Raw genomic sequence first — 26,312 nt, 5'->3', positions numbered from 1 at the left:
GTACACACTGCACCAATGAGCGAATCCTAGGCATCGATGCAAGCGGCTACAAGAGCGCGCGCCAAAAAACGATTTGAGCGTCGAAATGGATTGCACAATCCAAAACGATGGCAGCCTCGCGAGGGCAGGCCGGCGGCTCGCGCCAGCACCGATGAAGTTGCGAATTGCGTCCTCCACCGCCTCATGATTACCACCCTTTCTCCACTTGGAAGCCGTCGCATTGCGACAAAACCTACTTTGGAGAGAGTTATGGACTTGGTGAAAAGCGTCAGCATTGGCAATCTGTTGAACCAGCGAGAAGCAGTACTGCAACGTCTGCGCTCAGCTCGCGACCTGATCGAAGAGGCACGCAAGATCGCGAGCGCTGCGCATCTTGGCTGCGTCGAGGACATGTTCTCCCCTGGCCGCTATGGTTTCTCGGGCAATTTCCTGACGGGTGACTTCGGGAATGTTGAACGATGGATCGATAAAGCCGGCTGGGAGTACCTGATGGCGGAAAGCGGAATCCGCACTTTTATGGACTCCGCAACCCGCCAGCGGTGGGCCGAGGCGATGAACAAAGAGGAGATCCCTCCTCTTACCGTGGATGTCATTGCCTCCACCTTTGGACAGCTGTACGACAATCGGCAACAGATGTTCGAGAATGGAGTAGTCGAGATCTTCCGGCGGCTGAGCTGGAACTACAAGACCAACGAGCCATTCAAGTTTGGGCGACGAATCGTCTTAAGCTACATCCTTCAGTCTGATCGTTGGGGTGGCGCATATCCTCGGAACTGCGATCAGCTCGATGACCTGGAACGTGCGCTCTATGTTTTGGACGGCAAGCCAGAGCCCGACCACCGGCAGTCGATCGGCACTATCGTTCGAAGCAAGATCTACGGAAAGGAATGGAGTGCGGAAACCGACTACTTCGCACTTCGCTGGTACAAGAAAGGATCGGCTCATGTCACTTTCAAGCGACCAGACTTGATTGGCAAGCTGAATTCAATTCTTGCGGCGCGCTATCCGAACGCCTTGGCGTCCGACACGCGCTGACACACCAACCCACGGCCTCGCCGTGGGTTTTTTTTCGGCAAAAAAAACCCGAACCGAATGGTTCGGGCGTTTTAGGCTTGCCTCCGGCTATCCCGCGCCGTTAGCCGCGGCCGAGCGCTTTCGTTCCTTCAGCGTGCTGCACGATGGCCGCAGATCACTACCACGATGCAAGTCGGGGTCGGCGTTATACACCTGGTACGGCGCCTGGCCAAACACTCCCGCCGGCATTTTTGCCACTACAACCTGGTCGCCGACATCGATGCAGTTAATGCGCAGCATCATTTCCAAATACTCTCCCGGGACCGGTACCTCAGCAACCGTCTTGCCAGCATCGGCCACCACAATCACGGGCGGCGCTCCACGTGTGCTTGCGGTGATCAGATCGGCGATGATGCCTACTGCCCCCAGGGCCAGCGAGCCCTGGCCCACCGACATTCCAGCATAGGCGGTCGCAGCTGCTCCAATACCGGCGTCACCGACCATATCACCAGCAGCTCTCGCAAGGCTGGTGACAGTGCCATCCTTCTCGGTCACGCGAATGTCGACCATGGTTCCCTTAGCAACCACAGGCGCCCCGGCGACATACTCCTTGCCGTCCTTCACCTGCACACTGGTGTTGGCGCATCCGACGAGTGTCAACCCCAGGAAAAACGAGAAAATAAACCGCTTCATAGCTCCTCCGAAAGTATGTCAAATCGTATCAAACTTTTCAGTACAGCAACCGATTGACATACGGTCGTTTACATTTGATGGTGGCTTAGGGAGCAACACCCAGGGCCTTCTTGCAGTCGCCGTCTGGCATACGGGTCCAATCTCCGCCGACCGCCTCCAGCGCTTTACGGCAACCGGCGGCGACCGCATCTTCCGTCCAGGTCCCGGACTTCGCCTTGTTCAGGTCGAACTGGGCGTATTGCGTTTCCACAGCGGCCATGACGTCTACCAAGAACTCGGACAGGTCGATCTGAGAAAAGTCGATTTTCTCCAGCTCGGCCGGCGTGAACCCATCGCAGGTCGGATCCTTTTCGTCGCCCCAGCCTTTCCCAAGCTGCGCCCGCCCCTGTTCATTGATGATCCGAGCAAGTTTGGAGTTGTAGCAGCAGTAAGACTGCTTGCGCGTCGCGCAGGCGCCCAGCACCTTTTTGGAGCACCAAGAACCAATTCGGTCAGTACAAAGCCCCGCGTCGCGTTTCAACGCCAGTTCCATTTCCTTCTGATCGCAGCTCATGACTTCCATGACGAACTGCATGGCGATGGCGAATGCAAGCGCATAGGGGTTGAAATACAACGCCGGGAAACCCGTGCCGGCGCCGCCGGCGAGCAGATAACCCTGAGTGCCCAAGAACGCTCCTGTACCTCCGATGGAGACCCCGTACATCCCAAAGCTGGGGCCACTGCCTAGCCAGTTGGCAATGCCCTCAGATGCGGCTTGGCTGGTATTGGTGACCATCGAGCCCATACCGCTTGAGAGCCAGCCTACCGCGTCCGATGAGCCATACAGCATGTCGAAAACATACTTCGAGCCCGATCGAAGCGCAGCGCCACCGGCGGCGGAGAACAGTTCAGTGGCGAAAGCGTTGTTCGACTTTGCGCCGCCCTTCTTCGTACAACAGTTCTTGAGACCGAACCCTCGCGCTGAGCGACACGACTCGCCCACGCCGCCGAAGATATCAAGGCCGTCGGGGTTATAGACACCAATTTGGCGCGCGATTTCCATGTCAGCTACGACTTGTGCGAAATCGCCGTCCGGCTCCCACCCCGACTCGAAGCAGATGCCGCCAATGCAGATCGTGTTATCGCCGCAGTATTCGTACTCGCGCTGCTGACCCCGCTTGACCAAGCACCGATACTCCATCTCGTATTCCACGCATCCGATGCCTGGCAAGTCCGTGATGCACTGACGCGTGTATGCGGTGCACTCAGACCTGTCGCGCAATGGTTGGCACGTATCGGCAATGTTGTCGGTGATGCACGTGTAGTCCCGCTGCCATTTCCAGCATCCACCCACCTCGGCTAAAGTCACCTCATAGCTGTTGATCACCTTGGAGGGCGAAGTGTCCACGCACACTCGACGGTTGAGCTCGCAGCTCTTCACGCCTGTCTGGCCCGCTTCTTTGCTTGGATCGACACAAGCGTCGATCCAACCGTCGGGGCTGCATACCGATACGCCGTCCTTGGTCATGTATCTGACGCACTGCCGCTCTGGGATGGTGTTACCTGGGCAAGAAGAAATGGGAGGACTGGCGGCCGCCGACGCAGCCATGGCAGTCGCCTTCGCCCGCATGGCCATCGGATAACATGCCTCCACCATTCCATCGGCGGTACAAACCGTCTGGCCCTGCTCGTTGGTCGTCGTTGCTTGACACCGCGACTCCCAGACTTCACCGACCTCGCATCTCAACGGGACCGTCGGGTGATCGAAGGGATGTTTGGCGGCCGTCGCGGCCGCCGGCAACAGCACCATGCATGCCGCGGCAATCCATACGGTCGAAATCAGACGCATAGAAGCCTCACTTCACTGCTGCGGCAAGGGCCGAGCAGTTGTTGTTCCACTGGACGGAAACTCGGCGCTCCGGCACGCAGAAGTTGTACTGAGAGTAATCATGGATGTCGGGATACCCCGCGCCGCCCCTGATGTGATAGTTGTTGAAGCGGAATGTGCACTGGTCAATGACCTGTGAATAAACGACAAACCACTCGCCGCAATTGCCGTTTGCACCGCACCGATACCCCTGCGTCATCGCCGTCTGAGCGCCGTAAATCGAGATGCGCTCGGTCTTCGTCCCGAAGTCGGTGACTTCGCATGGATAGTCCATGCCGGCATCTCCGCCGCTGTTGCACGTCTCCCAGTGCGTCCCGATCGGAACGTGGTAGCCCGTCACATCAGCCCAACCCTGCTTCGGATTGACGGTTATCGTCCAATCGGGGGCCTTCGAATTTGCCACCACTCGGACATACTCCGCATCCGGCAGGACCTGGTCATAGTAGATCTGGACCGTGGGTTCCTCGGTGCATGACTTCTCCGCGATCACGTTGGCTTCTGTGCAATTCTCTGTCGCGTATTCGTCGGGCTCCGTCACCACGCGCGTTTCGCAACCTTTTCCAGTCGAGTCGTCCGAGATGGGAGGCGGCCCGAAGTTGCACACCGGATCTAATGGATCATTGCAAGGCTCGACAGTTACGCGTCCGCGATACTCGCCGGCGAGAAAGTTGATTCCCTCGCACTCTTGGTCAAACACTTTCACTTGATCGGATACAGCTTTCTGTCGTTGCTCAGCACTCATTCGATCCCATTGGCCCGGAGCAAGATATGCCTTGGCACTCTCCACTGGATCGAACCCTTCTCGGTCACATGTTCCCCCCGAATACGTCTTGCTCTGGGTGATGCGCCCGACGCCAATGTTCATCATGTCGCCATAGCCTCCCTGGTAGTCGCTCTGCTGCTTGACGTCCTTCTTCGTGAATGGCAGCTGCGAAGCGGTTTCCTCGCTAATCGACGACGTTCCCTCCTGTTGCCGTTGCGCCTTTCCGAACGCAACACCTGCGTCATGAGCGGCTTGTCCGATCTGAGCATGCGCACCGCAGCTGGCCGCGAGCAAGCACGCACCCAGCACAACCTTTCGCATAACGGCCTTTGCTTCCATCACTTCCCCCCGATCGACGAGCTCATGAACGGGCCGCTCTCCATACCCCTGGGCCCATCGAGGGGAGGCTCGCCGTCAGCGCATATGTTCAGTTGAATACTCGGTAATTGCACATCGACGAGAGTCCCGGCCAAGGTCGGGACGCCACCTTGCCGAATGTCTACCTGGAGCCGTGCACACCCCTCCTGCGCCAACGGACGGACTACCCGGACTTGCACATTGACCGGCTGCGTTGAACGTGTCGCCGCCTTGATGGCAGCAGCGTGCGGGCCGCCCAGTTCGCCAAGCACCTCGCCGCTTGGCGCCTTCAAAGCGGAAATCAATAGTTCGGTATCGAGGCCCGGCAATACCTGCTGACTCAACACGGGCGCGTGTATAGCGACGAACGCGGACAACACGAAGGCTCGCGCACAAGTCTTCATCGCTGACCTCCCGGCGGTGCCGCGGCTTCCCTCTGCTTCAAGATCGCCGAGCGCCACGTCCTGGCCGCGTCCGCCACTGCCGGCGATGAGCTACGCCGTTGCATGACGTCGAGCGCTGCGACGATGGACAGATCACCTTCCACCTTACCGTACAGGCTGCGAGGTGAGCAGGAGGACGAAGCGCCTTCAGGGCAGCCCTCCTCCAGTGCGGAGGCTGCCCCAGTGAGCACGACAGTCGGCACGGCAGTCACATTAAACATAGAAAACAGATTGGGATTGATCTCCCATGTGGCGCCCGCGGGATTCACGCTGGCCGCCGCTGTCTGCGTCGCGGAGAGTCGGCTTTCCTTCATGCCCCGCAGCACGAGTGTCGCTCCCGCTTCCTTTGCCTGGGCAGCGAGATTTTCCAAAACGCTTTCGGGCATCGAGAACGACACAAAGACAATGAGGGCATTCTCGGGCACAGCACCATGGCCGCCTTCACCTTGTGCCATTCCCATCGCCCTGCCTTGGGCCCGTTCGAAATCTGCGATAGCTTTGTCGAGGCCCTGCACTCGCGCCCGCGCCTCCTCCACATCGGATCGGTAACGCTGACGTTCAGCTGCCGACGCAGGAGCATCGAAATTCTTCAAAGATGGTGCGAGCTTGGTCCCTTCCTGTCGAAGCGCTTCTTGCGTAGCGCGACGGAAGCTCTCTGTTGTGGCATTCATATCTGCCGCACCCGGCATTTCAAGTTGAATCGCCGGCATATCCTCTGGAACCGAGCCCAGAACCTGCGCTCCTGCACCTACGTGCAGCGATAGGGCTATAGCCATGCCGGCACGCGGCGCGAATTTGTGTCCAATCACTTTTTGACTCGCTCAAGAAAAATCGAATAGGTATGGCGGATCAGCCCTGCGCATCACGGCCAGGCGCCCGAGCAGCAGTCCCGTTTTCGAAAAATTCCATAACCGAAATCTCGGTACTTCCCGCTGGGCACTTCGACCCCCTCCTCGGCGAGGAGCGTGGATCGCCCGATGGGGCCGCAGCAAGTGCCATCGATCTTTTTCGTTTGCGGCACAGGCCATAGTCTCTGGAACTTGTATTGGCGCTTATCCATGATTGGCTGCCAGTACCCGGCCTGCGAGCAGGAGGCGTCCTCGCCATAGTGCGCGGCCATGGATTTGAACTCGTGCTGCCATGCCAGCATTCGGGTGCTCAACAGCCGCGACGTCGCGTCGTTGCTGACGTGCGGATAGACCCAGCCGGTATAGGGATATATGCTGCCCCATGCGCCAGCAGTCCAGAAAAGCTCCGGTCTCGGAAAGTCCACCAGTGCGGCGACCGCATCAACTGTGCCAGCGGCTATACCCGCCATATTCGCTACAGCGAAGGAGATCGGATTCATCGTGGTCGAAAGCTCCCAGTCGTCATAGGCTGGGTCCACTTCTGCCGGCCACGCCGGGCTGATGCTTCCTTTGGTGAGGCACCCCGCGTCAAGTAGGACATCGAGCACGTACATTAGCGGGTTGGTGTAGCCATGCACCCAACGGAACGTCGAGCGCGACAAGGGGCCGATTCCCGCGGTTTCCTTGTGGCTGGTCATACCAACTTTGTTGTCGTTGATGCCCGCGTTCAGTCTTACCCCTCCGAGCAGAGGAAAACACCAAGGAACGGTGGTGACGTCGGTCATGTAGACCATCTCCCAGAACGACGTTGGAACTCCCACCTGAGGCGGACTCTTGCAGAAGCAGAACGCGTTGTTGAAGCCCGTGTCGAAATCCTCACCGCCGCGCTTGAGAAGGTCCTGCCCAAAGAGCCGAATCGGGTACACGCACGACCAGCAGTAGGCGGTAATCGGATTTGGAAACTCCCCTTCGCAGGTCAGAGAGTCCGCGTTGGCGGACAAGGCGCTACAAGCGAGGGCTACCGCGAAAACGGCTCGCCTGAACGCCCTTCGGAATTGGCTACTCATTTGCCCACCTCATCGGCCTCGTCGGGTGGCATCCCGATTTCGCGAATCTCCAGCACCTTTCCTTGCTGCGACACCAATGCGGGAACGCGGTCGATTCCAAACCGCGTCGTGACAGCGCCGCCCAAATCGAAGTAGACGCGCGTACCCCATTTGCGCATCAGCTCCATGTACGAGCCCCCCACAAGAATCACCTTGTCAGCGGGCGCGGCATCGCGGTGAATACGCGCGAGCTCCACTTGCCGATCGTCCCGTGCGTCTATGAAAAGAAGCCGCTTGGACCACGTCGCGAAATCCAGCGGATTCACCGAGACGCCTGCCGGCACCATGATGGCCCCGTTCTCGTCGTAGACGGTTTCGGTGAATGTCTTCGTCGGATCGAATGTGCGCACTCGATCTTCGGCCGCCGTGGAGATGCCCGGGATTGGAGCCGGGTTCTCGATGCTATCGATGTACTCGTCTCGATACTGCTCTTGGCGCCGCTTCAACTCGCCAGTCCTTTCCATTTCGCGGAGCTTGTCTTTCATCTGCTCGACCCCGTCCTGCTCCTCGATTTCCCATGATCTGCCGTAGTTTCCGAGGTCGTCGGCAAATGCACTGCAAGCCATCGATAGCGTGAGAAGAGCCGCAATTGCATTTAGCGCTGGTGAACGCCGTCCCGGCGTCCCGATTCCGCTTAGTGCTGCGCTTTTGTGATCCATAACGGTCAGCTGCCTGTTAAAGGTTTTGTCGCGCTTCATCTTGAAGGCGGTCCACAGCTCTGCGTTATACCATTGTGTGCGTTTTTATTGCACCGCTCTATGTTGATTTTTGGCCGCGCTGCGTTTTGAAGAGTGACACCGCTGAATGAATGCCACCTGTCACTACTGGGTCGTATAGGGCGTACCTCGCCCACCCAGTACGGGAGAGTCGGCATGTCACAATCGAAATTGGTTCACAACGCGGTAAAAGGTCTGTTCACGCAGGCGCTGCCCGGCTTGGTTCAACAGGCCAGCAGCGACCCGCATTTGATGGACGACGCGATCGAGCTCGCTTTAATGCAGCTCGGTTATGTGGACATGGTGTCTGTGTTCACTTACGCGACGGCGTACGTCATGACGGAGGTCGAACCGTCCGACGTGTATCACCGCATTGCTGCGGAGTACCGGGACGAAGACGCTATGCGCGTCCTCGATCTCCACGTCAACCTGCTCCGGTTCGGAGATGCTCTTTCTTTTCAGGGTCGCCTGGTACACGCGCAGGGGGACTGGGAGGCGGTTGAAGGAATTCCGCTTCAACCGCACCTGGGGGTTTGGCTGAACAGGGCGAAGAACCTGCTTCTTTCTTACTCTGAAGGACGCCTTCAGCTTTTGCTTGCTCCACTGTCGCCCTATCTCGACCTGGTGGTGGACACGTACAAGAGCCATCTTGTGGCCAAAGCAGAGACCTTGCAATGAGAGCGATAGATCTATTCCATCGCCCCACCAATCGTCCTCGCGAGGTGATCATCGACGATCGCGGCTTTGTTCTTCCGATCAGCCGCACTCGGCGTCTTGTCGCCCGAGAGCGTCCAGATTGGGTACACGTTATGCACTCCGAGGACGACGCGAATTACATCGACAGCCTCGCACGGCTCATTCGCGAGAGTGCTTCAATCGCACGAAGCTCTGCATCTTCGGGCACCGCCCAGTGCTCCGCGACGCAGTACGAGTTGGATCTCCATTGATCCCGCTAGTTGAGGCCTCTTCATTACGAAGAGGCCTCTTTTTTTTGCCGGCAGGCGTACGACTGTAGAGCCCAAAAATGATTAACTCGATTGAGACTCCAGTGCGGCGTCTCGATCATCGGCCGCCGCACCCTCGAAATCCGCAATGTATCGGACCACGAACTCGGCAGCGGCGGAAACCGTGGACAGCTTTGTCGCCACGACACGTTGCTCCACATCCCGCGGCACTTCTCCCTCCAAGTACCGGCGATCCACAGATACAACGATGTAGGCATTGCCTAGCCAGCGAATCTCCAGCCTCGACCGCCATTCTAGGACGCCAAGCGAACCGTCCAAGCGAAGCGTGTTCGCCTGCCATCTTGATCCGAACTCACGAGAAGTGAGGACCAGACCTCCTAGCTTTATGCGTGCTAGTCGAAAAGCGGCCAGGACCCATGCGCCGTTTTCGGTCGCGCACGGGCCGGTAATAGCCAGCCCGAGGCTACCATTGTCCCTTACCCTATGCGCATAGAAACCAAATCCTTGCCCTGGAGTCGATATCGGATTTACCGCAACTCTGCACGTGCGCCGCCACTCCGCTATTGCCTGCGTTTGTGCGATCGTCAATCTTGCGAGCGGCGGGTCCCCGCTTAGTAGCAGTTCACATTCTTCTGTCATCTTGAATTCGGATCGATTCCGTTCGGACCTGTTTTGAATCAGTTAGCGCGTCTCGTCGGCACCACTTCGTCTGGCAGAGACCCATCAGGCCATCCCAGCGTGTCTAACGTAGGCCACGCCAACTGGACACACACGCGCAGGTCGGCAATCCGCATGGCCTCGTTCCGCGTCACTGGTCGACACAGCTCACCCATGATCTGTGCGTACGCCAGGATCAGCCGCATTGCTTTCTCCGAGTGAACCCTTCGGAGCCGGGCGATAATGTCCTCAGATTGACGCGTGCTCTTGATCAGCCACGCCGAGTACAGGAAAACAGCACGGTCTTCAGACAGTGGGTAGGCCATGCAGCAACTTCTGTCCCAGGGTCACCATCTCACGCCTTCCGACAGACGTAATCATGGTCTGAAAAACCATTTTCCGTTCGGACTGCAAGTAACGCTCCACGCGCCAGAACCATCCCCGGTGAAAGCCCTCCTCGGTAGGCCTGTTGTGACGGTATGGATCGGCGGATTCCATGAGAAGGCCGTGCGCTCTTAGCGTTGCAAACAACTCAAGTTGCTTCATCTGAAGCTCCGCCGCCACCTCCGCCACGGTAAAGCAATCCCGCTGCTCTTTTGGTGTGCGATCTCGCCGTCGCTTCCATTCTGCGACGGCTGATTCGGTCCAGTAGCGCGTTCCCTTTGCTTGATGCGTCGGCGCCGGAAAAGTTTCGTCCCGAAGTGCGTCTCCAAGCTCTTTGGCTTGGAGACCTGTCGCCTCGCAGACTTCTTGTTTTGAAAGTAGACGCTCCATCTGAATCACCCTCAGGAGAACTGCCACCATGCGCAACCGCCAACCGCGCGCATAAGTTGACGCGAGGAGCCCTGTACCACGATCACACCACTTCGCGTGATGAATGTGCGTCCTTTCGCGTAAGGCAACCAGAGAACCGGACGCGCATGACATGCGTCCGCGACCCCGACAACCTGCGCGATAGGATTTCGCTCAAAAAACCTGCCCGACGCGCGACGCACCTCAGGCCTACCGAAAATGCGTAGCAACCATGACGTGCGCCGAATGCTCTCGTATGACTTCACTTCCACGACCCACCGTTGGCCATGCGCATCGGTAAGAAGAATATCTGCATCGCCGTGGCCCGGTACGGGGACGTTCTTTGTCAGCGTCCAGCCAAGTGGCAACCTGATGGTGAGCCTGCGCGCGGCTGCCCGTTCGATTCTGCGGCCTCGCCAGCTGTAGTACCTACGTCGCACCGCGCGTACGATGACGACATAGCAGCAGACCAGAGCGGCAAAAGCCGCGAGAGCAGCCCAGGGGCCCGCCGGCAGGAGCTCAGTCATCGTGTTCCGCCATATTCCGCAGATCTCCAGCCGCTATCGGGCCCCGCATTGCTGATCGGACCGAAGCGCTCAACCTGGTGGGGTCGATCACGGTCGCTCTATTGAATATGGCTGCCCCGTAGATGTCAGCCAAAGCCCGGACTTCAGCCGAAAGCGTAACGCCGTCCGATTCGCCGGCTTCCCGCCACGCATTGATCACCGCTTCCAGTTCACTGATTCCAATCGAGCGCATCATCGCCTCTGCTAGTGGAGCTTGGACCCACTTGTAATTCGTTCCCATGAGGGGGAAAAGATCGTCTTAACTTCCACCTCCTGAAGCTGGTACTTTTCCGCAATGGCGTCTATCGCAGCTTGGTGGCCTGCAAATACTCTTGCGCGCAGCCGAAACAACGCTTCGCGCGAAAGCAGCCCGGCCTTTTCTAGCGCGTCGGTGTAACCCTCCAGCTGATATGTCGAGCAAATCACCCCATGCACGTTCTCCTCCTTTCCCTGCTCCGCCTGAGCTTCGTAGGCGTTCAGCCACGACAAGGCAAGTGAGATCGCAGCTTTGCAGGTCTCCCCCAAGGGTTCCTGCGCGATTGGATAGAAAGCATCCTTGACGCGTCGAATCGCGGTAGCGAGGTCGGCCTCGGATGGTCCCATCACCGCTTCCGCACATATGCCAGTCTTGCTCATTTTTCGGCTTTCCCAGCCCGAATACGCCATGCAAGAGAGGGATGAAGAAGCACTTCACGCGCTCGCTCGGCCGCATACCTTACCTGTGCGGTAAGTTGCAAAGGCCGCGTCGACGGCTCGATGAGCCGCCCAGGAGTCACGACAAGCTGAGCTCCCTCTTTTTGATCAGGCATCCTATTCTCCTTCTGTCCGTCAGCACGACTCGCCAGTTACCATGAACTTCCACCAGCCAAGGCTTTTCTCTGCGCCGCCCAACCAATCCACGACTAGCCCCTCCCGACCGAGCGCGCCCCGGTCCAACCGGCTCGCGGCGGTCTGCAACGGGTAAAGGCCAAGCTGTCGGGAAGCAGTGGCACTAAGATCCTGATCGTCCACATGCCAACAGAAGCCCTCCGCATTTGCGAGCACGATGGCCTGCGCTGCATCATCACTCGTGATGGGAAGCAGCTGTTCACTGCATGCAGGCCAGAGCCTGCGAAGAAGGTCACGGGAGACGATTGGGAGCAGCGAGCCGCTTCGAGTCATGAGTCTCATTGTCCGGAGCCTCCAGTCAGTGCCCGCAAGCGACGAAGCTCCGAGCTCAGCACCGCAAGAGCCGCGTACTTATCTGGCACCGACTGGGGAACCAAGAAAGTGGTCGCCACCAGTTCATCGGCGGCACACTCGGCCATCGCGACTTCGCTCGGCGCGAAAGTACCTTTCTGGATGTTCGCAGCCACCGGGGAATTTTCCAGCGCCCGAACCTCCCGGGCTAGTATCGAAAGGGCGCGGTACTTTTCACCTCCGCCGCCGAGTGCGCCAGTCCCGCCACCGACGGGGGGAAGTTGCTCGGCGAGCTCAAGCGCACGCTCAACCGACATTCCAAGCAAGTGACAAACGAGGTTGGCCCCTGCTTTCGAAGCCCTCGGGGTAAGCACTCGGCGAGGGCTAAGCACTTCCGGGCTCCCCAATCGGAACGCAGAACCCAGCCGCTTCGGCTTGAGCAGCGTGAGCACGCAAAATGGCCACTTCAACCGTCCCCCCCTTCCCGTACGCGGGATATTGGTTGTTGTCTCCAGCCAGATTGACCGGCCGAACCTCCCACTCTCCGCTCTCCATAGGCGCCAGAGTGACCCCACCCTGGAACCCGGCAAGAAAGGCGAGTGCCGCCAACACCTCGCAATCGGAGGTCTGCTGCCCTCCCGCCCGCCCGCATGTTGTGCGTTGGCTTTCCATGGTCATATGAGCGTCCTTTACCGCTATTGGCCCGAGCTGGTCACTACCGCGGCGCTGAGGATATGCGCGTCGGCGAAACGCTTGGTGAACGTCAGGCGCTCATGCTTGCCTTCGCGGCCCGTTTCCCCGTGGAACACTGCGACGGCCTCCCGGCGGAGATGGCAATTGTCCGGTTGGGTGGCCTGAGTTCCGTAACCCACGAACACGGCACGGCGTCCCGAAGGCAATGTGATTGGCAATTCAGCGTTCATAGCTCTCTCCAGTGCTGACAAAAAAACTGCTTTTCCGGTGCCGCAGCCGCGGGCGACGGCACGAAAAAAGCAGCTTTACTGTGCGGCCTTCACCCGGTTGCTCGCGTTTAGCCACGCGTCGAGGTCGGCCGGAGCCAAGGCGCCTGGCTTCGTGGATCCGTCCATTCCGATGAGATACGGGGTGCCCTGGATGTTCAGCTTGCGCCCCAGTTCCACGTTGCGCGCCACGGGGTTGTCGCACTGACCGGCGTTGTCAGGCTGAGCGCCACGAGCCATGTAGGCGTCATAGGCCGCCCCGCGCTCGGACTCTCCAGCACACCAGATCTTCCGGGCCACGAGGTTCGCATTGGGGTGAAGGGAGTCCAGGGGAAACAGGAAGGTGTAGATGGTGACGTTTCCAACCTGGGTGAACGCCTGTTCAAGGCGCTGGCAGTACGGGCAATCCGGATCGGTGAACAGTGCGACCTTTCTCTCGCCCTTCCCGATCACGCGAGCGAACGCATCCTGCATCGGCAGCGTATCCATCGCCACCTTCGTCAGCTCAGCCCGACGGGGCGACGTGAGATCCGCACGGCCCACCATGTCGTAGAGATTCCCGAATAGGAAGTAGCGGCCGGTCTGCTCCACGTACACGAGATTCTTGCCCCACACGACCTCGAATATTCCGGGCACGGGCGATTCCGCCACAGTGCCGAGCGGGGAACCCGGGTACTTGGCTTCCAGCGTCGCGCGCACCTGGTCAGCGGCGGGCGACGCAGCTGCGGCGCCCCCGAGTAGAGAAGCAACGAGCGTGATGCTCGCGCGAAGTCCAAATCGTTTTCCCACGTCCTGTTCCTATGGAGTAATAGACATTTAGCAATATTATTGCGATGAGCGTATTTTATCCATACCCCATCATGTCAATTTTTTGGATGCCACCGGACGATGTGCGTCACCTCGCCGCAATAGGTCATTACTCGCCAAGGCGAGCACATAGGAGTGGGAATCATGAGTGAAACAGTCGATTTCGACGGACTTAAGCAAAAGCTCCCTGTTGCCGCGTTCTTTGAACAGGTAATGGGACTGAAGGCGAAAGCGATGCACTCGGACTCCATTAGGTTCTCCGGGTGCCCTGCTTGCGGTCTAGGACCTCCAGAGTCGGTTAGGACGAGTGTCAAAACAACCGGTGGAAAAACCCGTTGGCATTGCTTTCGTTGTGAAGAGGGCGGCGACGTCATCGACGCCGCGGCCTTCTATTGGCAGCTTGAGGTGCCCGAAGCGGCGCGGCGACTCGCGGGTGGACTACCTTCGATGGGTAGCACCATTCGAAAGTGGCACATCCGCGCAACCGAGGCCAAATCCAAGGAGACTCCACGCGATGAAGCCGCCTTGCGCGAGGTATTCGCGCATATTCGGGGGAGCAAGTTGCCTCCGGACGGTCGAGTGATGGAGTACCTTGCCGGCCGCGGCATCACCGCTGATGTAGCAAAGGAAGCGATCAAGCGAGGTGTGCTGGCCACATTGCCGGGTAATCCGGCACGTGCAAAGGAATGGCTGTTCGACGTTGTCGGGCACGAACTCCTGGTCAAGAGCGGAATGTTGAGACCTGATTCCAAGGTGCCAGCAATCTGCTATCGGCCGCTGGCCTGCTTCACCCATAACGCGCGTTCCGCTGAGTTCCGATTGATTCGGAAGCCCCAGAGCGCAGAGGAGGTGAAGCTGCTTTTCTACGGCCCCATGTTTCCCTACTTTTGGGCGAACGAAGGCTCGAACGACTACACCATCGTTGAGGGTCCAATCGACTTGCTGTCGTCGATTGTTTTGGGCACGAAGAAGAACGTAATCGGCGTTCCTGGCGCGGGCCGTTGGCGTCCTGAGTGGTTCAAAAACCTTTCGGGGAAGTCAGTCCTTCTGGCTGTCGACGGTGATGAAGCTGGCCAGCGTGCTGTGCATAAGGCCAACGGCCTTCTGAAGGTCATGACTGACGTCGGGGCCAACGTGAGCGTGCTCACTTATCCCGAACCGTTCACGTCGGTCACACCGGAAGAAGACTGGGATGTAAATGGCTTTCTCCAATGGAAGTTGTCTCAGCTGCAACAGCAGCAAAGGAACTCATCATGCGGCGAACCCAGTACCCGATAGTGAGCAACATGCCAGCCGACTATGCCAAATTCCGATTTGACGTTAGGGTTGGCTATGCGGTCTACGTGCGGAAAGACCATCAGGCCGCAATCGCCTTCTCAGGGCGAAAGAGAAGGCCTGACTTTCACCGCGCGTACCAAAGCGCCGAAGCAATGCGTCTTGACGTCGACGCCTATGTCGAGGAAATGGAACGCAAGGCAAAGGCTTCCGCCGCAAAGCTGGAGCATGCGACTTCGAACCAAGTCGGAGACATCTACCAGGCTGTTTGGGGAAGATCGACGACAGACGTGGATTACTATCAGGTAGTGTCCATATCGGGAAAGTCGCTTTTGTGGCTTCGACCGCTGATCAAACGCCCAGGCAAACGAGGCACACATCCTTGGGTGCCTGTTCCTGGCATGTACGCTGCGCCCCCGGTACGGAGGCGTGTAAGTACTGACGGGAGGGTAAAGATCGACGACGTGACCATCGCGCACAAGCTTTGGCCGGCAGATAAGCCCCGATCCTCCGTAGTTCCGAGACCGGTGCTGTATCGCGTATAAGCCAGCAAACCCTATTCCTTTTGGAATAGGGTTTTTTTTTACCCGGGGCTTGCCACTCACCGCGCGGGAAGATCAGAAGAGGCGATACCTCGTCCTTTTAGCGGTGCCAACGCATCCGCCAGCTTCCGATCGAACCGTTCGGCGCCAAGGCGGAGCTCGCAGAGCACCTCTTCCAGTAGCAGGTCAAACTCGTCGACCTCCGGATGCGGTTCCTGCCAAGGCTCTTCAGGGTCGTCGTGGTCGATATCACCACATCCCAACGGGCAGCAGTTCGGATCAATTCCGTGTGTGCAATAGCCACACTCAGCCAGTTCAATTTGAACCTGTGCCAACTCCCCCGCCGCGAGGTAGCCGAAAGGCACGGCAACAGAAATCGCGAGCGACTTCATCTCGCCAGGAAGCCCAACAATGTGCTCTTCGACGGCGGCACTGAATCGTTGCTGGTACAGGTCATAGCTCAGTCCGCATCCGGCATGGGCCATCGCCTGGAGTGATTCACAACGCGCCTCCCATGTCGCGACGTCGAAGTTGACCATGTCCGTCATTGCGCCCCCTGACCGGCAATTCGACTTTCCGCCTCGAAAGCAAGGGCCCGCAGAGCGGCATGCTCCAGGTCTGAGTACGTGAGCTCTATCCCCATAAAGAGCGATCGAGTCGCGCCGCTCTGCGCCCCCAGGTCATGAAACACATCCCCAGGCCCGCGCATCGCAGCATCGCGAACCGCTAGACTAAACCCGTCGGCGCACTCTTCAAGCAGGCGGAGCCGGTCAAGGCTCGCCTGTTTAATCTCGCCGTCCAGAAGCATGAAAAAGTAGCCCTTTCCGCCCGTGCGAGCGAGACGCCCCCGCAACTGGTGCAGCTGTGTGACGCCGAATCGTTCGGGATGAACCACGACCATACAAACCAGCGACGGCAGCGTCACCCCGACTTCAATTAGCGTTGTACTGACGAGCAGATCGATCTCTTTCTCTCTCATCCGTTTGAGAACCTCATCTTTCTCCTCGTCCTTCATTCTCCCGTGCACGAATCCAACGCGGTCGCTGAAATGTGCGGGAAACCGACGAAACGCCGAGGTGCCGCTTGCCTGGTCGTCGTCTCCGTCCACCAATGGGTAGATCAACGCAGCCTGGCCGCCCTTCGCAATCAAGTCCTTCACAAACGCTGATAGCTGTTGGGCCTTTTCCCTATCCACCAATCGCGTCCGGACAAGCTTGGTGACTGGAACCTCTCGCAACTCCGACACGTCCATCCCGGCCAACCCTACCAGCGCCACGGTGCGAGGAATCGCCGTCGCAGTGACTTCCAGTAGATTCGTGGACGGACCGACCAAGGCGGCACGCTGAGCCGTCGAGAACTTCTGCTGTTCGTCAACAATCACGAGGTCGAACGCTCTGCCGCCCTTCTTTGCCCACGAGATGATCGCGGTCGTCCCAATCACCAACGCGTCATCTACGTCCTTGGGCTTGGCGCCAGCGATCATGCACACCGCCTTAATGTGCGGAAAGAATGCAACGCACTCGGAGTGGACCTGGGCGGCCAAAGGGCGACTCGGACACACTATTGCCACGCGGGCGCCAACCTCGCTGGCAGCTGCGGCGATAACCAGATACACCGCAGTCTTGCCTGTCCCAACATCACCCGACAGCAGCCGTGCCATGGCCAGGTTCGAACTCAAATCGTCCATGATGTGCTTTACCGCCCGCCGCTGGTCCTTCGTCATAGGATAGGGCACCATCTTTATCAACTCGGCCAGTCTTTCCACAGTCAAGACAATTCGAGATTTCGGCTGATTGGTGCGTTCACGGTTCGCGCCAACCTTCCAGGCAATCGCGGCGAGCGATAAGGCACGGGCTGCGGCCAGCGATTGGGTGGCGTCGGCGAGGGAATCGGGCCAGTGTAGTTGCCTGATCAGACTCTCCGCAGGCATGTCAATCGTCGCCCGTATGGCGTCGGCATCCATGCCTGTTCGCTGCGACAGAAGGGCGACCGCCCCCGGGATCCCGTCTGGGCCAACGCTATGCACCGCTAACCGGATCTTGTCACCTCCTAACACCCCCTGCTTTCCTCGATAGAACGGCCGTACGCCCCCTCTTGCGTCCGCAGCGATAAAAGACGGATTGACCATGGAAGCGCGCCCGTGCGACGACCTCAGTACACCTGCAACGAAGATATCGTCGCCCGGCATCACTGTCCGCCAATTCGCCATATCACCGTAGCAGTGGAAATCTGCCTCGCTACCGGCCGAGTCCGAAGCCCTTACGAACACTCGCCCAGCTTCCATGCTTTCCCGGTCGACCGGCCGCCCGCTCTGGGTCATGAAGACAATGGAAATGCAGGCCACCAAGACATATGACTCGCTGCCTTGGTTTGCCACGGGCAAGATGGTGGATGGCTGCCTGTAGTCGTGATATCCCGCCGGCGCGATGAGCAATGCTGCTTCTCGGGAATCGACCCCCGCTTTGGCCAAAGACTTCCAGAGAGCGTCAATGTGATTAACCGCAGTCGCGTTCATTCGGCCTCCTGTGTGGTTGAGCGTTTGCCCGCTTCGACGGCCGCCTTTTTGCGATGCTGCTGGGCTTCCAGGGCCTGCATCACGACTCGGCTCATCTCCGCCGACGCTGTCGGATCAAGCGCGGCCAGGCCAAGCGGGCGACGCCCAGGCTTAGATGCGCCACCTTTCTTGGGCTTCCCTGACGCCTCTTCTTCGGCGACAAACTGGAGCAACGCCTCTTCCTCCGCCTCCTCTTCGAGGTCGGCCATGGCATCGGCGAGCGCTCGCTGCGCGTCGCGATCACTTGGCCGCGCGTTCCCGGATTCGGACTCCTGCGGCGGTGTCAATTGGTCAGGTGCGCCATCCTCTGTTGGGCAGTCAGCGCTCAGGCCAGTCGGTGCCCCGAACGCAGCGGCGTTCTTCTCCTGGATCCAGGATTCCGATGGCGGCACAGGCAGGTGGTAGAACGACGCGGCCTTTATCACAGCTGTGGCGACGTGGTCGGCTAAGTAGGTCAATCGTCCCAGCTCGGCCATCGTCGGTGGCGGCGAATGCATGACAATGGCCGGCGCGAAATCTGTAATGTGCTTTGTTGTCTTCCCGTGGTAGAGCCCAACGCTATACATTGGGAGGTGCGGCGAGAAGGACACGCTCCGATGCTCGGCATACAACAGGCCACGGTCACAGAGGGCGGCCAGGATCGCGCAAGTGATTTTGTACCGATCAGGCCCGCTAGAGATGGTCTCACCAAGCCTTTTGAGAACCAGATTCCGTAAGTCATGTTCGCGGATGAAGATCTTTCCCTCGTGTTTCTGGCCAATCCGTACGGATGCATCTTTCTCCGGGTCTCCCGTGCCGTTGATTCGACCCGGCTCGCAAAGAACCGAGACCAGCGCCTCCCATACTTGGTCCGCGTCATAATCGTCGACCTCTTGATCTTGGCTTGCGCTGACGCCGGTCTCTTCGGCGCCCACGGCCCGATCGGCAGCTACCAGAATTCCCATTAGCGCGGCAGCACGGTCATCGACCGGAAGACCGTACTTGTCGATAGGAAAGTCACTCGGATGATGGTAATGAGCCAGCGCAACGCTCAGCGCCTCGCGATCGTGGTCTGGCAGTTCCCAGTACTCCGGCATCCTGGACAGTAACCGCGGTGCAAGCACGTCATGCACCACGCCTTTGTCATCATCATGGCTGGTGTTTCCAGCTTCCTCCGCGTTGGCGACGATATCGCCTTTCGCAGAGACTCGGTACACGAGAAGCTTGCCGATGTCATGCGCCATTCCTATAACAGCGATGAGCGGGTCTTGCGGCAAGAGCTTGTAGGCGGGGTCTTTCTTATCCAAGACTTTGAACGTCTTTCGACGACGCGCTTTCACATACACGCCGGAATACTCGAAGCCTGGCGCGAGTTCCAACGCCTTGACGGCTACTGCCGCGCAATGCTCGTGCAGCCGCCTGGATGCATGTCCGCCACGTCGATGCGATGCTGGGTAGTGCTTGTGCGCGCAGTATGTGTCCCATACCGCCAAAAGGAGGTTATGGTGTGCCGGCCAGGTGGCTTTCGCCTGCACCATCCACACATCCAGTGCCGGAGGCAGTGCCAACCGTTCTTTTCGCGGGTCTCGGATTCTCGGTAGAGCATTGAAAGAGGTTGGGACTTCACCAATCGAGCACTCAATTCCCAATAGTGCCGTGGGCTGGATACGAGACCGGGCCAGCTCCCGCTGGACGAAAATTACGGCGGCGACAGTCGCCGACGACGCGAGGATGACCAGCAGCGAAGTGCGCCAGTCAAATTCCTCTGTGGCGAGGTAGGAAAGCACTCCCAGGGGGTTGTCTCCGAACTCGACGATGGTGAGCAGGACCCACCAGAACAGGGTTACGCGCGCAATGCGCAAAGGTAGTTTGTTATTTGCGCCAAGGGCCATAGCCTCAACTCCCCTTTTTGCTTAGGTCCCCGGGTTCCAAAGTGCGGGAGAAGTCAAACGGCGTGTACTTCGCCCTGCCCAGTAGCCATCTGCGCGCGAATCTGACCGCCTTGAAATGCTCATGATCTGGCAGCCCAAATTGCTTCGCCAACTCGCTGGCCTGGTCCTCATTGGCGATCCCTTTACCGACTTGTCCAATGATCCAGTACCCGGCCGCCATAGCGTTATCAGGCTTCGTGCCAACGCCTCTCTGGTACAGGTACACAAGCGCATCAATAGCATCCGGATAGTTCATGGAGGCAGCCTTGCGCATCGCAATGAAGCCCTGTTTCTCACGGCCAGTGTCCAGAAGCAGACGAGCATGCAGGTATGTCCCGTACGAGCTCTTCCATTTCGCCGCGCGCTCCGACCATTCCAGTGCCTCGGCCGTGCGCCCTTGCGAAAACAACAGACTCGCAGCCATCGCGGCTGCGGGGCCGATCCCATCAGCTTGTTGATAGGCCGTCAGCGCTTCGCGCGGATCCGCCGGCACGCCGCGCCCTTCCTTGAGCAGGACACCGAGGTTGTAGGCCGCAAGCGGCACCTTCTTCTTGGCTTCCGAGAAATAGGAGGCCGCACGTGCGCTGTCACGGGGCACACCGATACCGTTGTCGAAGGCGTATCCGAGGATTGCCTTGGCTTCCGGATTGCCACGCCGAGCCATAAGGCCAAGGCGGTCCAGCGCCTCCCGGTCGCCCGACATGTGTGCGGACCAAAGCTTGGCCGCGTCTCCCCTCGCCCCAAGTCCGTCATTGCCTATGCGAAACGCGCTTTTCACGCCGTCCGTCAGCGCCTCCATCACCCCACTGGAGGCATGAACTGACGCCGGTGCCGATAAGCAGACCGTCACCAGGGCCATTGCAGCGAGTTTCTCTTTTCGGCACGACATTCAGGCTCTCACGCAGACGATTTTGACCCTGGCGATGTTAACATTTAGAGGTGTCAACTATCTGATTTATATAAATCTTATGATAAAAAATCGATCAGATCTCAACCCGATTGGTCGCGGGGCAGACCTCCGGTTGCTCTGCCGCCAGTACGTCCAACATCGAGGAACCGAGCAAGAAAAGCAGCTTTCTGACCAAATCGCGCGGCTCGTTCTGACCAACCCAGACATCCGGGCGATCGCCTGGAGCGCACTGCGGCGCTACGGGCACCTGGGAAGCGACCGACTGGAAGAGCTGTTGAGTGAACTCGCGGCGGTCGTCGTAATCCGGCTTCTACCTCGAATGCGGGATCCCGATGCCATATGGGGCGCGCTCAAGGGCTGCGCACGCAATCTCGTTCTTGACTACACGCGCAATCCCTACGATTCCGAGCTACCCTTCACTGCGGACCTGGACGACCCCAAGGTTGGGGCCGCGCTTGTCCCTGTAGAATCGGATACTCTCCGCCTCGATACGACCATGATGGCCAAGAAAGCCCACGCACAACTTGCCGCAGCGCTGGCGGCGCCCCCAGCTCGCGAAGATTGGATCCCGGTGCCGATTCCACCGCTGGACGGACAACTGCCCGGGGCGCCCGTCCCCCTGGCCGAGCTATCCACGCTGCCGGCAAAACCGGCACGCGCCCCCCGGACCGCAAAAATCGCGTCCGCGGGGCAGCTTGAGCTGCGCGAAATTAAGACCAAGCTCCAAATGACGATTCCCGAGCTGGCGGCAGCACTGAGCAGCAATCCCAATACCCTCAGCGCGTACATGAAGGGCATCGCCCCTCTGCCGGACGAAGTGCTGGAGCGTGCTCGACTGGTGTTCCGCGCAAAGTTCGACCAGGTCAAGCAGCAGAACGACCGTTGGAAACAGATCGCCGGCAAGAGCGGCAGCATGGCGAAGATGATCGCCGAATGGAAGGAGCGCGCAGGCGTCCGGACGAACCGTGAGCTCGCCCAGATACTCGACGTGTCCGAAACCACCATCACGCGTTGGAGCCAGGACCTCAACATTCCTCCGCCGCACCGTATGCGCAAGTACGACGGGCTGGTCGACGCCGCGGGCGGCGGCGCGGGAAAAACTTAGCTTGCGGGGCGCTGGCTTGCCCCAGCCAGCCCGCTACGATCTAGTACGCCCTGCATTTCGACCAACCTCCCCAATTCCTGGAGCTTGGCTGTTGGGGCAAACACGATATTAGTCCCGCCGCCGATCGCGCCCCCCGTGGCAGAGATCGATAGAAGTCCGGTACGGAGCAAAGCGCCTCTTGTCGCTTCGAAGGCACCCCAATGGTCCGTGTCCGACCCATAGATACCCTGATAGACTTCCGCCCCCAGCTCAACCAGGCGAACCGTGCGCAGATCTTCTGGCATATGGCGCAGGTAGCCTGCCAACACCACGACTTCTTCCGGGGTCAAGCCAGCTAAAACATCCGCCCAACGATAGAACTCGTCCGCATAGACCGCTTCACGAGCCAATTGTCCGGCCAATATAGAAGCGAGCAGCCGCAGGTTCAGTCGCCCGACGCCCTCATGAACCGCGCGGGCGTAGCGCAGCATGATGGCAGCAGGTTCTTCCAGTGGAATATCCTGAGGCCGGGCGGCACCGGATCGGATCTCCTCCAGGAGGATCTGACTCGCCTCTTGTGCACGGCGCTCAAAACGAGCTTGTAAGGCCTGTTTAGCGGCCGCCCCCAGTATCGAGGCGCCCGGCACACCAAAGGCGCTCAGTGCGTCCGCGACAGCAGCCGCGACATACTCCACGAAGCTGAGAGATGTGCGATCAGTCGCAGCCTTCATGATCTCTGCCTCATTGTTGACCGCCTGCAAAACTCTCGATTGATCCACAGCAAATACCTCCTTGAGCCTCACTCCTTCAGCCCGTTCTGAACTTTAACGACTTGCCAAGGCTCCAGGAAACTGAGCGCCTCCGGGATCGTATTGGTTCGGATTTTCTCGGCGTAGTCTTCACGTCCTCCCGGCAACGCGACGACGGACTGGAAGTCCTCGCCCGCTAGCGTTACCAGAAGACGTTCAAAGCCATAGTCGGACAGCCGGTAGGCTGATTCGGCGTCAATGAGAAGAAGCGTCAGCCGATGTTTGCACGTCTCCCGCGCCTTTGCGATTAACAGCTCCAAAATGACGCAGTTTTGCTCACTGCTGGAGAGACTTTCGAAACTGAGATAATTGCCGTCTTCGTCCATTTTGCAGCGCACTTCAAGGAATGGCTCACCGTTTTCCTTGTATTTCGGTACCACTGCTGTATCGGCTTCATCGCCGTCCGTCTCTTCGTCGTCGTAGTCGTAGTCGTCTTCTTGCTCTTGCTCCAATTCAACCTCGTGAACGTGCTGCCACTGGAACGGAAAAGGCACGAACTCTCTACGTTCATTTTCTAGCAATGCAAAGACCGTCGCGCGGTCGACGCACAACATCGTTGCCAACATGTCCACGTCGTCCTCCCCTTCTCCACGAGTCGGACCTCGAACCCATGACGCGGCGAATATCACCTCCAAATCTGCCGGCGGGAGCCGGGTGCGCGCCTCACCTTCGAACCGCGCCACACGCGTTCCCGCCACGTTGATTCGAACCACCTTGGCCGGTGTATCCACAGTCGAGTAGACCACCTTAACTCGCACATCGTCCTCGGCCTGTTGAACAGAGCTTCTTTCGTCCTTGAACCGCCATGCAAACTCTTCGTGGCTTACGCTTGCAGCTGCCTCCAGCAGGAGGGTCTTGCCGCTCCCGTTGCAACCCAATAAAAGCGAGTTCCGCGACAAGACTATTTTTGGGCCATCGGCATGCCCTCGGAACTGCGTGAATTCGATACTCTCGACCCAGCCTAACGGGGACGGCTGATCGTTCATCTCCTTGAGAGTTCGAGCTTCCGCAAGAGCCTTCCATTTAAACAGTATCTCAGCGGGGTAGTCGCCCCCGTCATTCTTGTCTATGAGGCTGCCATGCTTAGTGCAACACCATATACCATTCTGTGCGCTTTCTAGAAACGCCTCGTCTTTCCCGCCCTGTCCGCGAGGCCCGTTAGGAGAGGCGCTGTAAATGTGGCACGCGATCCCCATGTTCACCGCCCCCTCGTTATCGATGAAAGGCCCCATCGTTGGATTCTGGCACCGCGGGATGGAGCATCGACCGTTTGTTCTCCTGAACAAAATTGTTTTCACCGAGCGCGAAAACTCCACTCTCGTTTTCGCGTCTGCCGCAGCTTCTGTTGCTTTCGTCGCTTTCGTTGCTTTCGTTGCTTTCTTCGCCGACGTCTTCGGTTTGTTCGGGTTCCGCACTTTTGTCATGGACCTTCTGCGTTCTCTGAGAAATGGAGGTCGCCTTTCGAGCGGACCTCGAAGCGGGCGCTGCATTTTCTTACATTATGACACTAGGACAATGGCCATACGGACGCCACAACCTAAGCGTGGCTCGATCGCCCCGTTCTCCGAACGCCTCGGCCAAAAAAAAACCCGGCTAGCTAGCGCTTTGCCGGGGTTGTTGCTCTGTGCGAGCGTGGATCGAAATCCCGGTTAGAACGGAATGTCGTCGTCCATATCCGCCAGCGAGGAACCGGCGGTCTGCGGCTGCTGCGGGGCTGGGCGTGCGTTGCGGTGCGGCGCCGGCGCGGAGCTGGGCTGCTCGTCGCCCCCGTTTTCACCACCGCCTCGTCCGCCCAACATCTGCATTTGATCGCCGACGACTTCAGTGCTGTACCTGTCCGCCCCCGTGTCCTTGTCCTGCCATTTCCGCGTCTTGAGTCGGCCCTCGATGTAGACCTGGCGGCCTTTCTTGAGATACTCGCCTGCGACCTCCGCGAGGCGGTTGTACAGAACGACTCGATGCCACTCCGTCTCCTCGCGCCGTTCCCCGGAGGACTTGTCTTTCCACTGCGACGTCGTCGCGATAGACAGATTGCAGATTGCGGCGCCGTCCGGCGAGTAGCGCACCTCGGGATCTCGCCCCAGGTTCCCAACCAAAATCACTTTGTTGACCGATGCCATCTTGATTTCTCCTTCGGAAAATGACAGATTTCGCTAGATCGGCAGGGCGGAAGACCCTTGGCTTATCCGATCAACGGTAGGTAGACGACATCCACCGGTGGCTGGTAGCGGACTAAGTGGCAAGGTGGCGGATATGCGAATGCCGCCCCAGCACCGCAGGAATAATGGTCAATAGGCGGGCCGACTTCGGCTCAATGATGGCAACATTGTTGTCGTTGCCGCTGACCGCCAGCAACGCGCCTCCCCCAAGGAATGCGCATCCCCGGGGATCCGGCACGCCGAAGCGAAGGGATGACCGGATCTCCGGCCTGTCCCAGCCATCCCACTTCATCCACAAGGTTTGCGATGCGGCGAACGTCGCGACCGAAAGGCCCAGCGACTCGCTCCTCGCAAAGCTTTGGCCACGTCGCTGCATTGTTGCCGAGGTGTCGAACTTGGTCGTCACCCCCTTCAAGCGATCTACGCGGCACACGGGCAACGGCAACTCGAAGAGTCCGCTTTCGAGTTCTACCGGCAGGAGCGAGGCACTGTCACGGACCTGCGCCAGCGCGGGCGTAACTGGGTCAGCCTGAAAGCATGAGAGCCGCTGAGCTTGCATCTGCATAACCAGCACCGCTCCCTCTCCATCGGGGCAAAGGTGAGTGGCTACGCCGTCCGTGGGAAGCGCCCAGTTGCTTTCGACCGCCAACGTGCGTTTGTCGAGGAACGCCACGCTCGGCGACGCCACATCGAACAGGAGATTGCATGCGCTACTCGCCGAACCGGCATTCGGCCCCTGCGGTCGATTCCCATAGTGGGCAACGGCGATCCAATCGCCGCAGTTGACCACGTCATGCGGGCGTATGCCGCCCGTGGCAACGCGCGTGATTTCCTTCCCAGTGGCGTCCACGTACAACAACCACCCCCCCTCGATCGGGGACGTCGAGGATTCTGCGGCGATAAGCGCTCCCGCGCCGTAGGCCAATCCATGGCCGCGGAACGTCACCCCTGCGTATCGTCGCGACTCCCGACGCGTGAAGTCGTTCGAGAAGATCTCGATCAACTCCCGGGCCTCATGGCCGATCGCGAGAATGGTGCCCTCGGAATTGCTCGCCGGCACGACCAGGTCATGGAGGTTCGGAGAGTCGGACGGAACATAAACAGGATCTTCCCCGTTCACACCGAGGACTGCAATCGCGCCGCTCGCGCCGCCGACAGCGGCGGGCGGAAGCGGCGCGGTACTGTAGGAAAGGACACAAATGCGACCATCCGGCAGTCCATCCGCGACGCGGGGCGCAATTTGCGCCGCATTGGCTTTGCCGAACGCAGGAAGACCTGCGACCAGTGAAGCGCCGAGCATCTTGCTCATGGCGCGTCGACGGCCGGCGAGAGCGGGC

At 59.1% G+C, this 26,312-nt stretch carries 24 protein-coding genes; 4 read left to right on the top strand and 20 right to left on the bottom strand.

The window, feature by feature from the left end:
- Positions 1–249 precede the first annotated feature (249 nt).
- Complete coding sequence (locus BMW75_RS09990) at positions 250–1,035, top strand: DUF4942 domain-containing protein (protein ID WP_092578953.1); 786 nt, start codon at positions 250–252, stop codon at positions 1,033–1,035.
- Between the two features lie 87 nt (positions 1,036–1,122).
- On the opposite strand, the gene BMW75_RS09985 is transcribed toward BMW75_RS09990, so the two are convergent.
- The 6 genes from BMW75_RS09985 to traW form a co-directional block, all read right to left on the bottom strand.
- The gene (locus tag BMW75_RS09985; protein WP_054470992.1) at positions 1,123–1,707 is read right to left on the bottom strand and encodes a hypothetical protein; all 585 of its coding nucleotides are present in this window, start codon (positions 1,705–1,707) and stop codon (positions 1,123–1,125) included.
- 85 nt (positions 1,708–1,792) lie between these two features.
- Positions 1,793–3,535: a conjugal transfer protein TraN gene (gene traN, locus BMW75_RS09980; RefSeq protein ID WP_092578951.1), complete on the bottom strand. Its 1,743-nt coding sequence runs from the start codon at positions 3,533–3,535 to the stop codon at positions 1,793–1,795.
- A 7-nt stretch (positions 3,536–3,542) separates the two neighbouring features.
- Complete coding sequence (locus BMW75_RS09975) at positions 3,543–4,676, bottom strand: hypothetical protein (RefSeq protein WP_139208518.1); 1,134 nt, start codon at positions 4,674–4,676, stop codon at positions 3,543–3,545.
- A 418-nt stretch (positions 4,677–5,094) separates the two neighbouring features.
- Complete coding sequence (gene trbC, locus BMW75_RS09965) at positions 5,095–5,913, bottom strand: type-F conjugative transfer system pilin assembly protein TrbC (RefSeq protein WP_092578945.1); 819 nt, start codon at positions 5,911–5,913, stop codon at positions 5,095–5,097.
- Between the two features lie 86 nt (positions 5,914–5,999).
- Entirely contained in the window at positions 6,000–7,052 is a 1,053-nt protein-coding gene (locus BMW75_RS09960) for a TraU family protein (RefSeq protein WP_054470987.1), read from the bottom strand.
- On the bottom strand, positions 7,049–7,789 hold the full coding sequence (gene traW / locus BMW75_RS09955; RefSeq protein ID WP_254791976.1) for a type-F conjugative transfer system protein TraW: 741 nt from the start codon (positions 7,787–7,789) through the stop codon (positions 7,049–7,051). Before traW ends, BMW75_RS09960 begins: the two co-directional genes overlap by 4 nt.
- Before the next feature lie 174 nt (positions 7,790–7,963).
- Between traW and BMW75_RS09950 the strand changes: the two genes are divergently transcribed.
- A complete protein-coding gene (locus tag BMW75_RS09950; protein ID WP_092578943.1) occupies positions 7,964–8,485 on the top strand; it encodes a hypothetical protein in 522 nt (173 codons plus the stop codon).
- Positions 8,486–9,735: 1,250 nt separating this feature from the next.
- Here the strand turns inward: BMW75_RS09950 and BMW75_RS09935 are convergent.
- The 6 genes from BMW75_RS09935 to BMW75_RS09900 all read right to left on the bottom strand — a co-directional run bounded on the left by BMW75_RS09935 (position 9,736) and on the right by BMW75_RS09900 (position 13,714).
- Positions 9,736–10,233, bottom strand: coding sequence for a phage antirepressor KilAC domain-containing protein (locus tag BMW75_RS09935; protein ID WP_241137963.1), 498 nt, complete (start codon positions 10,231–10,233; stop codon positions 9,736–9,738).
- Complete coding sequence (locus BMW75_RS29955; protein WP_092579119.1) at positions 10,215–10,748, bottom strand: NERD domain-containing protein; 534 nt, start codon at positions 10,746–10,748, stop codon at positions 10,215–10,217. The genes BMW75_RS09935 and BMW75_RS29955 overlap by 19 nt, the downstream gene beginning before the upstream one ends.
- Positions 10,741–10,980 (bottom strand): DUF3717 domain-containing protein, encoded by a 240-nt coding sequence (locus BMW75_RS29950; protein WP_371466912.1) that lies wholly within the window; start codon positions 10,978–10,980, stop codon positions 10,741–10,743. The genes BMW75_RS29955 and BMW75_RS29950 overlap by 8 nt, the downstream gene beginning before the upstream one ends.
- An 11-nt stretch (positions 10,981–10,991) precedes the next feature.
- The gene (locus tag BMW75_RS09920) at positions 10,992–11,423 is read right to left on the bottom strand and encodes a hypothetical protein (protein WP_139208517.1); all 432 of its coding nucleotides are present in this window, start codon (positions 11,421–11,423) and stop codon (positions 10,992–10,994) included.
- Between the two features lie 1,238 nt (positions 11,424–12,661).
- Positions 12,662–12,889: a hypothetical protein gene (locus tag BMW75_RS09905; RefSeq protein WP_076515730.1), complete on the bottom strand. Its 228-nt coding sequence runs from the start codon at positions 12,887–12,889 to the stop codon at positions 12,662–12,664.
- Between the two features lie 75 nt (positions 12,890–12,964).
- A complete protein-coding gene (locus BMW75_RS09900; RefSeq protein ID WP_217646940.1) occupies positions 12,965–13,714 on the bottom strand; it encodes a DsbC family protein in 750 nt (249 codons plus the stop codon).
- Positions 13,715–13,876: 162 nt separating this feature from the next.
- On the opposite strand from BMW75_RS09900, the gene BMW75_RS09895 reads away from it, so the two are divergent.
- On the top strand, positions 13,877–15,010 hold the full coding sequence (locus BMW75_RS09895) for a toprim domain-containing protein (RefSeq protein WP_076515734.1): 1,134 nt from the start codon (positions 13,877–13,879) through the stop codon (positions 15,008–15,010).
- A 598-nt stretch (positions 15,011–15,608) separates the two neighbouring features.
- Here the strand turns inward: BMW75_RS09895 and BMW75_RS09890 are convergent.
- Genes BMW75_RS09890 through BMW75_RS09875 form a run of 4 tightly spaced genes read right to left on the bottom strand, consistent with a single transcriptional unit; the run spans position 15,609 to position 20,872 of the window.
- Positions 15,609–16,097, bottom strand: coding sequence for a hypothetical protein (locus tag BMW75_RS09890; RefSeq protein WP_092578927.1), 489 nt, complete (start codon positions 16,095–16,097; stop codon positions 15,609–15,611).
- Positions 16,094–18,064, bottom strand: coding sequence for a DEAD/DEAH box helicase (locus BMW75_RS09885; protein ID WP_092578925.1), 1,971 nt, complete (start codon positions 18,062–18,064; stop codon positions 16,094–16,096). The genes BMW75_RS09890 and BMW75_RS09885 overlap by 4 nt, the downstream gene beginning before the upstream one ends.
- Complete coding sequence (locus tag BMW75_RS09880; RefSeq protein ID WP_092578923.1) at positions 18,061–19,974, bottom strand: hypothetical protein; 1,914 nt, start codon at positions 19,972–19,974, stop codon at positions 18,061–18,063. The genes BMW75_RS09885 and BMW75_RS09880 overlap by 4 nt, the downstream gene beginning before the upstream one ends.
- Before the next feature lie 4 nt (positions 19,975–19,978).
- The gene (locus BMW75_RS09875) at positions 19,979–20,872 is read right to left on the bottom strand and encodes a tetratricopeptide repeat protein (RefSeq protein WP_175493135.1); all 894 of its coding nucleotides are present in this window, start codon (positions 20,870–20,872) and stop codon (positions 19,979–19,981) included.
- A 52-nt stretch (positions 20,873–20,924) separates the two neighbouring features.
- On the opposite strand from BMW75_RS09875, the gene BMW75_RS09870 reads away from it, so the two are divergent.
- Complete coding sequence (locus BMW75_RS09870; protein WP_139208516.1) at positions 20,925–22,028, top strand: hypothetical protein; 1,104 nt, start codon at positions 20,925–20,927, stop codon at positions 22,026–22,028.
- Here BMW75_RS09870 and BMW75_RS09865 read toward each other — a convergent pair.
- The 4 genes from BMW75_RS09865 to BMW75_RS09850 form a co-directional block, all read right to left on the bottom strand.
- On the bottom strand, positions 22,025–22,786 hold the full coding sequence (locus BMW75_RS09865; protein WP_139208515.1) for a hypothetical protein: 762 nt from the start codon (positions 22,784–22,786) through the stop codon (positions 22,025–22,027). The two genes, BMW75_RS09870 and BMW75_RS09865, sit on opposite strands and share 4 nt — an antisense overlap.
- A gap of 20 nt (positions 22,787–22,806) precedes the next feature.
- Complete coding sequence (locus tag BMW75_RS09860; protein ID WP_139208514.1) at positions 22,807–24,240, bottom strand: P-loop NTPase family protein; 1,434 nt, start codon at positions 24,238–24,240, stop codon at positions 22,807–22,809.
- A gap of 225 nt (positions 24,241–24,465) precedes the next feature.
- A complete protein-coding gene (ssb, locus tag BMW75_RS09855; protein ID WP_092578913.1) occupies positions 24,466–24,936 on the bottom strand; it encodes a single-stranded DNA-binding protein in 471 nt (156 codons plus the stop codon).
- 112 nt (positions 24,937–25,048) lie between these two features.
- Positions 25,049–26,284 (bottom strand): DUF1513 domain-containing protein, encoded by a 1,236-nt coding sequence (locus BMW75_RS09850; RefSeq protein ID WP_175493134.1) that lies wholly within the window; start codon positions 26,282–26,284, stop codon positions 25,049–25,051.
- Positions 26,285–26,312: the final 28 nt, after the last annotated feature.

The organism is Achromobacter sp. NFACC18-2, assembly GCF_900108985.1.
GTDB lineage: Bacteria > Pseudomonadota > Gammaproteobacteria > Burkholderiales > Burkholderiaceae_B > Achromobacter.
This window is presented reverse-complemented; position numbering and strand designations above follow the sequence as displayed.

Bases quoted from the DNA above. Each gene is read 5' to 3' on its own strand.
- BMW75_RS09990 (WP_092578953.1), top strand. From the start codon at position 250: ATGGACTTGGTGAAAAGCGTCAGCATTGGCAATCTGTTGAACCAGCGA.
- BMW75_RS09985 (WP_054470992.1), bottom strand. From the start codon at position 1,707: ATGAAGCGGTTTATTTTCTCGTTTTTCCTGGGGTTGACACTCGTCGGA.
- traN (WP_092578951.1), bottom strand. From the start codon at position 3,535: ATGCGTCTGATTTCGACCGTATGGATTGCCGCGGCATGCATGGTGCTG.
- BMW75_RS09975 (WP_139208518.1), bottom strand. From the start codon at position 4,676: ATGGAAGCAAAGGCCGTTATGCGAAAGGTTGTGCTGGGTGCGTGCTTG.
- trbC (WP_092578945.1), bottom strand. From the start codon at position 5,913: ATGGCTATAGCCCTATCGCTGCACGTAGGTGCAGGAGCGCAGGTTCTG.
- BMW75_RS09960 (WP_054470987.1), bottom strand. From the start codon at position 7,052: ATGAGTAGCCAATTCCGAAGGGCGTTCAGGCGAGCCGTTTTCGCGGTA.
- traW (WP_254791976.1), bottom strand. From the start codon at position 7,789: ATGAAGCGCGACAAAACCTTTAACAGGCAGCTGACCGTTATGGATCAC.
- BMW75_RS09950 (WP_092578943.1), top strand. From the start codon at position 7,964: ATGTCACAATCGAAATTGGTTCACAACGCGGTAAAAGGTCTGTTCACG.
- BMW75_RS09935 (WP_241137963.1), bottom strand. From the start codon at position 10,233: ATGGTGGCAGTTCTCCTGAGGGTGATTCAGATGGAGCGTCTACTTTCA.
- BMW75_RS29955 (WP_092579119.1), bottom strand. From the start codon at position 10,748: ATGACTGAGCTCCTGCCGGCGGGCCCCTGGGCTGCTCTCGCGGCTTTT.
- BMW75_RS29950 (WP_371466912.1), bottom strand. From the start codon at position 10,980: ATGCGCTCGATTGGAATCAGTGAACTGGAAGCGGTGATCAATGCGTGG.
- BMW75_RS09920 (WP_139208517.1), bottom strand. From the start codon at position 11,423: ATGAGCAAGACTGGCATATGTGCGGAAGCGGTGATGGGACCATCCGAG.
- BMW75_RS09905 (WP_076515730.1), bottom strand. From the start codon at position 12,889: ATGAACGCTGAATTGCCAATCACATTGCCTTCGGGACGCCGTGCCGTG.
- BMW75_RS09895 (WP_076515734.1), top strand. From the start codon at position 13,877: ATGAGTGAAACAGTCGATTTCGACGGACTTAAGCAAAAGCTCCCTGTT.
- BMW75_RS09890 (WP_092578927.1), bottom strand. From the start codon at position 16,097: ATGACGGACATGGTCAACTTCGACGTCGCGACATGGGAGGCGCGTTGT.
- BMW75_RS09885 (WP_092578925.1), bottom strand. From the start codon at position 18,064: ATGAACGCGACTGCGGTTAATCACATTGACGCTCTCTGGAAGTCTTTG.
- BMW75_RS09880 (WP_092578923.1), bottom strand. From the start codon at position 19,974: ATGGCCCTTGGCGCAAATAACAAACTACCTTTGCGCATTGCGCGCGTA.
- BMW75_RS09875 (WP_175493135.1), bottom strand. From the start codon at position 20,872: ATGGCCCTGGTGACGGTCTGCTTATCGGCACCGGCGTCAGTTCATGCC.
- BMW75_RS09860 (WP_139208514.1), bottom strand. From the start codon at position 24,240: ATGACAAAAGTGCGGAACCCGAACAAACCGAAGACGTCGGCGAAGAAA.
- ssb (WP_092578913.1), bottom strand. From the start codon at position 24,936: ATGGCATCGGTCAACAAAGTGATTTTGGTTGGGAACCTGGGGCGAGAT.
- BMW75_RS09850 (WP_175493134.1), bottom strand. From the start codon at position 26,284: ATGAGCAAGATGCTCGGCGCTTCACTGGTCGCAGGTCTTCCTGCGTTC.